Annotated in this window: 10 protein-coding genes; 9 read left to right on the top strand and 1 reads right to left on the bottom strand. The window is 54.3% G+C overall.

Annotation, left to right across the window (positions count from 1 at the left end; genetic code table 11):
- Window positions 1-57 precede the first annotated feature (57 nt).
- Window positions 58-1,923 (top strand): hypothetical protein, encoded by a 1,866-nt coding sequence (locus AC1ME2_RS23245; RefSeq protein ID WP_480437114.1) that lies wholly within the window; start codon window positions 58-60, stop codon window positions 1,921-1,923.
- 133 nt (window positions 1,924-2,056) lie between these two features.
- Complete coding sequence (locus AC1ME2_RS23240; protein ID WP_480437111.1) at window positions 2,057-3,994, top strand: Ig-like domain-containing protein; 1,938 nt, start codon at window positions 2,057-2,059, stop codon at window positions 3,992-3,994.
- Window positions 3,995-4,073: 79 nt separating this feature from the next.
- On the opposite strand, the gene AC1ME2_RS23235 is transcribed toward AC1ME2_RS23240, so the two are convergent.
- A complete protein-coding gene (locus AC1ME2_RS23235) occupies window positions 4,074-4,763 on the bottom strand; it encodes an alpha/beta family hydrolase (protein ID WP_480437110.1) in 690 nt (229 codons plus the stop codon).
- Window positions 4,764-4,852: 89 nt separating this feature from the next.
- Here AC1ME2_RS23235 and ccoN (AC1ME2_RS23230) point away from each other — a divergent pair, with 89 nt between their 5' ends.
- The 7 genes from ccoN (AC1ME2_RS23230) to ccoO (AC1ME2_RS23200) all read left to right on the top strand — a co-directional run bounded on the left by ccoN (AC1ME2_RS23230) (window position 4,853) and on the right by ccoO (AC1ME2_RS23200) (window position 10,621).
- Entirely contained in the window at window positions 4,853-6,277 is a 1,425-nt protein-coding gene (gene ccoN, locus AC1ME2_RS23230; RefSeq protein WP_480437109.1) for a cytochrome-c oxidase, cbb3-type subunit I, read from the top strand.
- Window positions 6,278-6,287: 10 nt separating this feature from the next.
- Window positions 6,288-6,896 (top strand): cytochrome-c oxidase, cbb3-type subunit II, encoded by a 609-nt coding sequence (ccoO, locus tag AC1ME2_RS23225; protein WP_480437107.1) that lies wholly within the window; start codon window positions 6,288-6,290, stop codon window positions 6,894-6,896.
- Between the two features lie 3 nt (window positions 6,897-6,899).
- Window positions 6,900-7,103 (top strand): cbb3-type cytochrome oxidase subunit 3, encoded by a 204-nt coding sequence (locus AC1ME2_RS23220; protein ID WP_480437105.1) that lies wholly within the window; start codon window positions 6,900-6,902, stop codon window positions 7,101-7,103.
- Window positions 7,100-8,050, top strand: coding sequence for a cytochrome-c oxidase, cbb3-type subunit III (gene ccoP, locus AC1ME2_RS23215; RefSeq protein WP_480437104.1), 951 nt, complete (start codon window positions 7,100-7,102; stop codon window positions 8,048-8,050). Before AC1ME2_RS23220 ends, ccoP begins: the two co-directional genes overlap by 4 nt.
- Before the next feature lie 190 nt (window positions 8,051-8,240).
- Window positions 8,241-8,501: a hypothetical protein gene (locus tag AC1ME2_RS23210; protein WP_480437103.1), complete on the top strand. Its 261-nt coding sequence runs from the start codon at window positions 8,241-8,243 to the stop codon at window positions 8,499-8,501.
- A gap of 69 nt (window positions 8,502-8,570) precedes the next feature.
- On the top strand, window positions 8,571-10,013 hold the full coding sequence (gene ccoN / locus AC1ME2_RS23205) for a cytochrome-c oxidase, cbb3-type subunit I (RefSeq protein WP_480437102.1): 1,443 nt from the start codon (window positions 8,571-8,573) through the stop codon (window positions 10,011-10,013).
- Complete coding sequence (gene ccoO, locus AC1ME2_RS23200) at window positions 10,013-10,621, top strand: cytochrome-c oxidase, cbb3-type subunit II (protein ID WP_480437100.1); 609 nt, start codon at window positions 10,013-10,015, stop codon at window positions 10,619-10,621. The genes ccoN (AC1ME2_RS23205) and ccoO (AC1ME2_RS23200) overlap by 1 nt, the downstream gene beginning before the upstream one ends.
- Window positions 10,622-10,625 lie beyond the last annotated feature (4 nt).

Below are 10,625 nucleotides of genomic sequence, written 5' to 3'. Positions count from 1 at the left end.
AATACTAATTTGCGCCCATACAGATTGGCGCAACCCTATATACGAAGGAGATTCATCATGAAAAAGCAGCCTCAACAACCAGGCGTTATTCGTCGTAACCGGGCGAGCAACAACCTTCTTGAGTTGGACGCACCCAATGTAGCAGTTGCATTCCATGACGTAGATAATCCAGGATTGTTACCCATTAGCACCCTGAGCAGTCCAGTTACTGTAGACTTTAAGGTCTGGGCGGGTGCTCGACCGGGTTACAAGTATCAGTTAACTTGGGATCGTGAACTTCTTGGATCTGAAAATGAAATTTCAGATACAGACCAAGTAGGTGACACACTGACGCTTGAAGTCCCAGTTAATGCACTCACAGATGGCAACCATGACTTAGCTTATAGGACGTTTAATCCAGTCAGCCAAGTTGATAATTTTTCTGAAGTTTTCAAAGTAGTTATCGATCGAACTGCGCCGGGGGCACCGCAGCTAGCAACTATGGAGTTCCCGATCGAAGTTCAAAATGGTCTGACCTCGGCTGAACTCACCCAATTGGGCGACAAACTGGACGCTCAAATCGCTGGCTATACTGGCATGGCGAAGCATGATGAAGTCAAGACCTTCTGGGGTAGTCTTCAGGGGCCGAGCGCAATTGTAGACGCGGACGACATGGGGTTGAATAGAATAGTAGTTACGTTCACCCGTGATTTTTTGGAGCAAATTGGCAGCGACGAGGAAGCTGTCAAATACACTGTGACTGACCGTGCGGGTAACGTCTCAATTGACTCGGATATTACTTTGATCACCCTCCAACTGGAGGAACTGCCGACAGACTTTCCAGCGCCTATCATAGATCCTGCAGTAGGTGATCTGGTTGACAATGCCGAAGCACAAGTGGGTATCAAGGTTGATATCCCCCATTTTCCCGGGGCAAGCGGGCTCGATAATATCAAGCTGTATTGGGGGGATAACAATCCGATGCTGGTGGTAACACTGCCACCGGGAGACGAGAACGAAACTATTGTGCTATCGCTTCTCGTTCCTTATGAAACGATCAACGTCATTCCCGTTGGGACAGTGAATATCAAATACGAAGTATTCCGACAAGGTAAACTGATCGGGACCTCTCTCATTGATATCATCGACGTTTTTCTAACCCTGCCGATTCCTGAACCTCTAGATGCGCTGGTGATTCAAGGCACCAGCGTTGAAAGCCCGAATGTCACGGATAACTTTATCGACGAGGCCGACTATGAGCTAAATAGTCGCGCTGTCGTCGCCTGGACGTCAAACTTTAATATCAGTGACGATCTGAATCTGTATTGGGGTGAGCAAAAAAAATTGCAATGGTATCAAATCAGAGCTGGAGACATTACTGCCGCCAAAAGCCTTACCCTCCCCATCCCCAATGAAATAATGAAGGATCAAGGTACTGGTGCGGAAATCCCCGTGTATTTCACTGTCACTCGAAATAGCAACCCTAACCCGGCAAAAGCGCCGGTACAAATAGTAATCGTCCGCTCGAAAGAAGAGCTTCCGGGCGGGATCGATGGGTTGAGCGGTCCTACGTTTAAAACTAATTCCGTCGGCGTGGTAGGCCCTAATGAAAATCCGAACGGTGCCGACGTTACCATTGCGCCTTACGTAAACATAGACAACGATCAAAAACTTTTTTTCACCTTCAAAGGTTTTGACGACAATAACAACCCCATTTCGGCGGCCGATTATAGCAGTGCTCGTGAACTCGATGATTATGACGTCGCAAATGGCTATATGTTCACCATTCCACATAGAGTCTTACGCACTGTGTGCTCAGGATTTGGGGAAGCTTATTTCAGGGTTGAACCCGCCGTTGGTAGCAATCAAAGTCCGGCAAACTCCAGGCCCACCAGAGTACCGATCAATATGCTTGATTCGATTGAGATCACTTGCTCCATCTAGGCAATCAAGCGGGACTACTCCCGTAGCCTAACCGCATTACCTAACAGACCATTATCACAGTAAGGTGATCGGGAGATCAGCTGCACTCCCGCTTGCCTTGCTAATAATAACTAGCCTAATTAAAGGTATAAAAATGTCTAACTTCTCAGAAGAAAAAAATAAACAAACCACTGCTCTTAAAACGCCATATATCCCCGTCGCACTGACGGGCGGCCTTCTGCCAATTCACGTCCTTACCTCTCCGGTAATTGTCAACTTGGAGGTATGGGCAGGCGCCCGCCCACGGTATACTTATCAATTACTATGGAATAGCGTACCTATTGGTATCGAAAAAGAAATCCTTGACTCCGAAAACCCTGGCGACACACTAACACTTGAACTCCCTACAGAGTTACTCTTTGAAGGCCATTATAAATTAGCCTATAGAGTATTTAACCCCCTCAGCCAAGTAGCAAATAACTCTCCAGAAATCCCCATTGAAATTGACCTTACCGCCCCCGGCAACCCGCTCATCGCCGCCATGATTTTCCCTGCCAGCACGCAGGACGGACTGACTTCAACTGAGCTGGAAGAGCTAGGAGATGTGTTGGAAGCTGCTATCGCAAGCTACAGCGACATGAAGGAGGGTGATGTCATCCGCACCTATTGGGGAACTACTGAAGGTCCACCCGCTACCGTCGACAAAGACGACATGGGCCTCAAAAAAGTGACAATCCTATTCACTCGTGATTTTTTGCAGAACTTTGGCGATATCGAGGCTGGGGTTTATTACACCGTGACAGATCGCGCTGGTAATAAATCAAAGAACTCCGAACCCGTGATGGTCAAGCTATTGCTATCAGTGGTCACTCCGCTCCCTAATCCAAAGGTCAAGGAAGCCAAAGAAGATGGCACGCTCGACCCGGCTGACACCACGGTTGGTGCAACGGTAATCGTGGACGCCACCGCGAATCTGAAGCGTGGCGACGTGGTTTCGGTTACATGGCAAGGTCCGGTCAACAGTGATTTTAAAGAAAAAACTATTTCCGCCAGTCAAGCAGGCAAAGAGTTGTCTGTAATTTTTTCCGGAGCGTTGGTCGCAGTCAATGTCGGCCGTACGGTACAAGTCTCTTATATTGTTACGCGGGCGAGCGGAGTAGATCAGCCCTCAGGTCTACTCGAACTCCTCATTACAGCTGGCCTGTCCAACCTCGAAAAACCTAAAGTGCTCGGGGTGATCAATGATGCTCTCGCCCCCGAAACCGTCCCCGAAACCGGGGTCGTGGTCACCGTGCCGAGTTATACCGGCATGGCGGTTAAAGACAGCATTGTCGTAAAGTGGTCAGGTGGCCCGTCCCACATAACGGCACCTCAGGTCGTGGGTGTTGTGGGGGAGATCAACTTTACGGTGCCCACGTCCGTCGCTGTAGGCAGCGCGGGGAGTTCGGCCAGCGTCACGTATGAGGTAACGCGTAATGGCGCCGCCCCAGTGGTTTCCGCAGCCACGACCTTCAACGTGCAGGCATTGCTTCCAGCGTTGATTGTCGACACCTCGGACCTTGTGCTGAACGCTCGACACCTGCGCACCTCGGCCACTCCGGCTCATCCTCCTGCCGGGGCATTTGCACAGCGGTCGGCGACTGGAGGCGTAGCGCCTTACCGCTATGAATCCAGCGCGCCGAAGATTGCTGAGGTCGACGCAACGGGCCGAGTGGTTTCAGTCGGGAATGGCGATGCGACGATCACCGTTACTGACGACGGGGGTCAAAGCGTCAGCTATGGCGTGAAGACGTCCAATGTACTGACTTTCGTGTTGTTCTCATTTAATACCTACACGGAAAGCACCAAAGCCATCAGCAATGGTGGGGCCCATGTTCCTTCTTTGGGCGATTGGGGTGCTTTGCGCGCTAATTACGGTGGTGATCCAGGGTTAACCTATACAGGCGGGGGTCGATACCATCGCGCCTGGGCAACGGACGGCGCTGGCGTCGCGAAACGTTGGGCGATCTATCCTGAAGATGGCCGAAAGGAGGCACTCAAAGATGTCGGCTTTGGTGGGGATGCAGCCAATGGCTTCGGCATGAAAAGCTGATCTAACAACTAAGTTTCAAACGTCAGGCCTGTCTCGAGTAGAGACAGGCCTGACACTTTAAACGCGATGGCAGAAACGATTACCTCATCAAAAAATCCACCGTCGTACTAGCGGCCCCATCCAACGCGGCGTCATCGCTAATACCCGACGACTTCAACGGCTTCAAGTCATGATTACCCGTTGCCAGCCAATGAAGGGTTATCGCATCGGACAATTCATACCCCTCTACCACCTCCCGATTCCCCAGTGCATCCCTCTCCCCTTGCACAATCAACGTCGGCGTCTTCAACGCTGCCAAGTGCGCCACCCGAGGCTTCTCCGGTTTACCCACGGCATAAAACGGGTACCCAAGGCACACCAGCGCATCCGCGCCCAGTTCATCAGCCACCAGACTGGCCATCCGCCCGCCCATGGATTTTCCGCCGACAGCCAGGCACCCAGCGACGTGTGGTCGCACCTGGGCATAGACCTGCCGCCAACAGTCGAGCAATTGCGCTTGCGGATTGGGGGGACGTTTACGGCCATCGAGGCGTCGTTGGGCCATGTAGGGGAATTCGAAGCGCATGACGTTGATGCCCCGCACGGCAAGGCGTGCGGCCATATCGGTCATGAATTCGCTGTCCATGGGTGCACCTGCACCATGGGCCAGGATCAGGGTTGGCGACGTGTCATAAACCTTCTGATCAGCCAGACCCCATAACCAGCCATTAGTTCGCGCCAGTAGTTCACATTGATCCCCGTCAATACCGGTACTGTGCCCTTCTCTCATGCTTGCCTCGCTTTTGCTCAGTCTGCCTATAACTCGGTGCTATGACTCGGACCTCTGATCCGGACCATGCAAGATGGGAACACACCTAAATGACTACAACTAACAGTACCGCCTACAACTATAAGGTGGTCCGCCAATTCACCATTATGACGGTGGTATGGGGCATCGTCGGCATGGGGCTCGGCGTTTTCATTGCCGCGCAATTGGTTTGGCCTGAACTCAACTTCAACTTACCCTGGACCACGTTTGGTCGTCTGCGCCCACTGCATACCAATGCGGTGATTTTCGCGTTCGGCGGCTGTGCGCTGTTCGCCAGCTCTTACTACTCGGTGCAACGCACCTGCCAGACCACACTGTTCGCGCCGCGACTGGCGGCGTTCACGTTCTGGGGTTGGCAATTGGTGATTTTGCTGGCAGCCATTACCTTGCCGCTGGGTTATACCAGCTCCAAGGAATACGCCGAACTGGAATGGCCGATCGATATTCTGATCACCATTGTCTGGGTCAGCTATGCCATCGTGTTTTTCGGTACGCTGAAAAAGCGCACCACCAAGCACATCTACGTTGGCAACTGGTTCTTTGGGGCCTTTATCCTCACTGTTGCGCTTCTGCATCTCGTTAACAACCTCGAGATACCCATCAGCCTGACCAAGTCCTACTCGATATATGGCGGGGCGACGGATGCGATGGTTCAGTGGTGGTACGGACACAACGCGGTAGGGTTTTTCCTGACCGCAGGCTTTTTGGGGATGATGTACTACTTCGTACCCAAGCAGGCCGAGCGTCCGGTTTACTCTTATCGTCTGTCGATCGTGCACTTTTGGGCACTGATCACCCTGTACATCTGGGCAGGCCCGCACCACTTGCACTACACCGCGCTGCCGGACTGGGCTCAGTCACTGGGCATGGTGATGTCATTGATTCTGCTGGCGCCAAGCTGGGGCGGCATGATCAACGGCATGATGACGCTCTCAGGCGCGTGGCATAAGCTGCGTGACGACCCGATCCTGCGGTTCCTGGTCGTATCCCTGGCGTTCTACGGCATGTCGACCTTTGAAGGTCCGATGATGGCGATCAAGACCGTCAACTCCCTGTCCCACTACACCGACTGGACCATCGGTCACGTCCACGCCGGCGCTCTTGGCTGGGTGGCGATGATTTCCATTGGTGCGCTGTACCACATGATTCCGAAAATCTTCGGTCGACCAAAGATGCACAGTCTCGGCCTGATCAATGCCCACTTCTGGTTGGCAACTATCGGCACCGTGCTGTACATCGCCTCGATGTGGGTCAACGGTATCGCGCAAGGCCTGATGTGGCGCGCAGTCAACGAAGACGGCACCCTGACGTACTCGTTCGTCGAAACCCTGGTGGCCAGCCATCCCGGCTTTGTCGTGCGGCTGATAGGCGGCGCGATCTTCTTCAGCGGTATGTTGCTGATGGCCTACAACACCTGGCGTACCGTGCAGGCCTCTGTGCCTGCCGAAGCTGCCGCCGCAGCGCAGATGGCCTGAGGAGTTCGCCATGAAACACGAAACAATCGAGAAAAACGTCGGCCTGCTGATGCTGTTGATGGTGCTGGCCGTGAGCATTGGTGGCCTGACCCAAATCGTGCCGCTGTTCTTCCAGGACGTAACCAATAAGCCGGTCGAAGGCATGAAGCCCTACACCGCGCTGCAACTCGAAGGCCGCGACGTCTACATTGCCAACGGCTGTGTCGGTTGCCACTCGCAGATGATCCGTCCATTCCGCGCTGAAACCGAACGCTACGGCCACTATTCGGTAGCCGGTGAAAGCGTCTGGGACCACCCATTCCTGTGGGGTTCCAAGCGTACCGGGCCGGACTTGGCCCGTGTCGGCGGTCGCTACTCCGATGACTGGCAGCGCGCGCACTTGTACAACCCGCGCAACGTAGTGCCTGAGTCGAAAATGCCTGGCTATCCATGGATGGTGAACGAGCCGGTTGACAGCAGCCACACCGAAACCAAGCTCAAAGCCATGCGTACCCTCGGCGTGCCTTACACCGACGCCGACATCGCCGGGGCCGTTGAAACGCTCAAGGGCAAATCCCAAATGGATGCACTGATTGCCTACTTGCAGGTACTCGGCACCTCGATCAAGAGCAAGAGGTAAGTCATGAACATCGGAGACTTACGTGGTCTTGGCACGCTGGTGGTGGCAATAGCATTTATCGGGTTGGCCTTTTGGGTCTTCAACAATAAACGCAATTCGGACTTCGCTGAAGCGCGCATGGCGCCCTTCGCGGATGAACCGCTGTCATCTCCCGCTGAAGAACTATCTGTTGTGAAGCACCCTGTTGAGCGGAGTACCCAGCAATGACCACATTTTGGAGTACGTACATCTGCGTACTGACCATTGGCAGCCTGATTGGCCTCACCTGGCTATTGATCGGCACCCGTAAGGGCGAAACCAAAGGCAGTACCGATCAGACCATGGGCCACAGCTTCGACGGCATTGAGGAGTACGACAACCCACTGCCCCAATGGTGGTTCATGTTGTTCGCCGCAACCTTGGTGTTCGCGGTCGGCTATCTGATCCTTTATCCGGGCCTGGGCAACTGGAAAGGCGTCCTTCCCGGCTATTCGAATGGCTGGACTGCCGTCAATGAGTGGCAAAAGGAGATGGACAAGGCTGACGCCAAGTTCGGACCGATCTTCGCCAAATTTGCCGCTATGCCCGTGGAAGAAGTTGCTAAAGATCCACAGGCGCTGAAAATGGGTGGACGCTTGTTTGCCTCCAACTGCGCCGTTTGCCACGGTTCGGATGCCCGGGGCGCGTATGGCTTTCCTAACCTGACGGACACCATTTGGCGGTGGGGCGGCAGCCCTGACACCATCAAAACCACCATCATGGGCGGCCGTATAGCAGGCATGCCAGCCTGGGGTCCGATTCTTGGCGAGGAAGGGGTGAAAAACGTCGCAGCGTATGTACGTCACTCCGTTGCAGGACTGCAATCGCCAACTGATGACACCGCGAGTATCGAAGCCGGACAGAAAGTGTTCAGCACCACATGCGTAGCCTGTCACGGCCCTGCAGGCCATGGCACACAAGCAATGGGTGCACCGGATCTGACTCAACCGAGCGGCTTCATCTACGGCAGCAGCCTGGCCCAGTTACAGCAGACTATCCGTCATGGTCGTCAGGGTCAGATGCCAGCGCAGAGCGAGCAATTGGGTAACGACAAGGTGCAGTTATTAGCCGCCTATGTTTACAGCCTGTCACGGGACGCTGCTCAATCCGAGGCCCTAACAGCCAAGGCGCAATAACGATTCAGCAACCTGGATAACTTCTAGGCTGTGATTGAAAGCCGCTCCTGCTACAGGAGCGGCAACTCCCTTCTTTTCCGCGACCAAGTGTCGCACCCCTCATTAGTACAGCTTCCCACTCCAGACATTCAGGACTAAGCTTGCCCGCATAGTGGACCTCCGACGGTGGGCCACAGGTCAAGTGATACGAATGTTTTCGGCAATCGTGCTCGACAACGTGCGCAAAAAGCTCATTTTCAATAGCCAGCATCCGCTGTTTGTTGGTCTTGTGTTTTTTCTCGTCTGCGTTGTTTCGTCTGCTGCCTACTGCATTTCACCTGCCTGGAACCCTCACTTTTTTTCGTCCACTGCGGCATTTCGTCACTGTGCAAAGCTGCCCTCTGACCATGCTGAAATGACCACAGAATCAGCTTCAGGAAGCAGTTGCAAGGCGTTGATCGCGTTGCAATAGCAACTCGCTTTCTCCATACTGCGGCCGCTTTTTTATCCCTAAAAAACACCCAAACCGTGGAACCTTAGAATGAGCACAGCAATCAGTCCGACTGCTTATAACTATAAGGTAGTCCGCCAGTTCGCCATCATGACGGTGGTCTGGGGGATCCTTGGCATGGGGCTTGGTGTCTTTATCGCCTCACAGCTTGTTTGGCCCGAGTTGAACCTCGGCCTCGAGTGGACGACTTTTGGACGCTTACGCCCATTGCACACCAACCTGGTGATTTTCGCCTTCGGTGGATGTGCACTGTTTGCCACCTCTTACTATGTCGTGCAGCGAACCTGCCAAACGCGACTGATCTCCGACACCATGGCTGCCTTCCACTTCTGGGGATGGCAAGCAGTAATCGTTGGCGCAGGCATCACGTTGCCGCTGGGCTACACCACTAGTAAGGAATACGCCGAGCTGGAATGGCCTCTCGCCATTTTGCTTGCCATCGTCTGGATAACCTACGCTGTGGTGTTCTTTGGCACCATCATGAAGCGCAAAACTAAGCACATTTATGTGGGCCTCTGGTTCTATGGCGCCTTCATCCTCGTGACGGCGATGCTGCATATTGTCAACCATGCCTCCTTGCCCGTGACCTTATTCAAGTCGTACTCAGCCTATTCCGGTGCGACTGACGCCATGATCCAGTGGTGGTATGGCCACAACGCGGTAGGTTTCTTCCTGACTACCGGCTTCCTGGGGATGATGTACTACTTCGTTCCGAAGCAGGCCGAGCGTCCGATCTACTCCTATCGCTTGTCGATCGTGCACTTCTGGGCACTGATCACCCTGTACATCTGGGCAGGTCCGCACCACTTGCACTACACCGCTCTGCCAGACTGGGCTCAGTCGCTGGGCATGGCGATGTCGATCATCCTGCTCGCGCCAAGCTGGGGCGGCATGATCAACGGCATGATGACCCTGTCGGGTGCATGGCACAAACTGCGTACCGACCCGATTCTGCGGTTCCTGGTCGTATCGCTGGCGTTCTACGGCATGTCGACCTTCGAAGGCCCGATGATGGCCATCAAGACCGTCAACTCGCTGTCTCACTACACTGACTGGACCATCGGCCACGTACACGCCGGCGCTCTTGGCTGGGTAGCGATGATCTCGATCGGTTCGCTGTACCACATGATCCCGAAAATCTTCGGTCGTCCTCAGATGCACAGTGTCGGCTTGATCAACACTCACTTCTGGCTGGCTACCATCGGTACCGTTCTTTACATCGCGTCGATGTGGGTCAACGGCATTACCCAGGGCTTGATGTGGCGTGCGATCAACGACGACGGCACCCTCACCTACTCCTTCGTCGAAGCACTGCAAGCCAGTCACCCGGGCTTCATCGTCCGTGCAATTGGTGGTGCCTTCTTCGCCAGCGGCATGCTGTTCATGGCTTACAACACGTTCCGCACCGTACGCGCCTCGAACCCGGCTGAAGCTGAAGCCGCCGCTCAGATCGCTGTAGTTGGAGCTCACTGATGAGACACGAAGTACTCGAGAAGAATATTGGCCTGCTGGCCTTCTTCATGGTTATCGCCGTCAGCATCGGCGGCCTGACCCAGATCGTCCCACTGTTCTTTCAGGACGTGACCAACAAGCCGGTCCAAGGCATGAAGCCTCGTCCTGCGCTGGAACTCGAAGGTCGTGACATTTTCATCGCCAACGGCTGTGTCGGCTGCCACTCGCAGATGATCCGCCCGTTCCGTGCTGAAACCGAACGCTACGGCCACTATTCGGTCGCCGGTGAAAGCGTCTGGGACCACCCGTTCCTGTGGGGTTCCAAGCGTACCGGTCCCGATCTGGCCCGTGTCGGCGGTCGCTACTCCGATGACTGGCACCGCGCGCACTTGTACAACCCACGCAACGTAGTGCCTGAGTCGAAAATGCCTGCCTACCCGTTCCTGGTAGAGAACAAGCTCGACGGCAAAGATACCCCGAAAAAAATGGAAGTCTTGCGCACGCTCGGCGTCCCTTACACCGACGAAGATATCGCCGGTGCAAGCGCTGCCGTGAAAGGCAAAACTGAAATGGATGCGTTGGTCGCCTACCTGCAAGGTCTGGGCACCATCATCAAAAGCAAACGGTGATATT

The sequence above is a fragment of the Pseudomonas sp. ASL9 genome (genome assembly GCF_056680335.1).
Note: the sequence above shows the minus strand (reverse complement) of the source record. Positions and strands in the feature narration are given on the sequence as shown.

Excerpts from the sequence above, each read along its gene's own strand:
- AC1ME2_RS23240 (WP_480437111.1), top strand. The coding sequence starts at position 2,057 with ATGTCTAACTTCTCAGAAGAAAAAAATAAACAAACCACTGCTCTTAAA.
- AC1ME2_RS23210 (WP_480437103.1), top strand. The coding sequence starts at position 8,241 with ATGTTTTCGGCAATCGTGCTCGACAACGTGCGCAAAAAGCTCATTTTC.
- AC1ME2_RS23235 (WP_480437110.1), bottom strand. The coding sequence starts at position 4,763 with ATGAGAGAAGGGCACAGTACCGGTATTGACGGGGATCAATGTGAACTA.
- ccoN (WP_480437102.1), top strand. The coding sequence starts at position 8,571 with ATGAGCACAGCAATCAGTCCGACTGCTTATAACTATAAGGTAGTCCGC.
- AC1ME2_RS23245 (WP_480437114.1), top strand. The coding sequence starts at position 58 with ATGAAAAAGCAGCCTCAACAACCAGGCGTTATTCGTCGTAACCGGGCG.
- ccoN (WP_480437109.1), top strand. The coding sequence starts at position 4,853 with ATGACTACAACTAACAGTACCGCCTACAACTATAAGGTGGTCCGCCAA.
- ccoP (WP_480437104.1), top strand. The coding sequence starts at position 7,100 with ATGACCACATTTTGGAGTACGTACATCTGCGTACTGACCATTGGCAGC.
- AC1ME2_RS23220 (WP_480437105.1), top strand. The coding sequence starts at position 6,900 with ATGAACATCGGAGACTTACGTGGTCTTGGCACGCTGGTGGTGGCAATA.
- ccoO (WP_480437100.1), top strand. The coding sequence starts at position 10,013 with ATGAGACACGAAGTACTCGAGAAGAATATTGGCCTGCTGGCCTTCTTC.
- ccoO (WP_480437107.1), top strand. The coding sequence starts at position 6,288 with ATGAAACACGAAACAATCGAGAAAAACGTCGGCCTGCTGATGCTGTTG.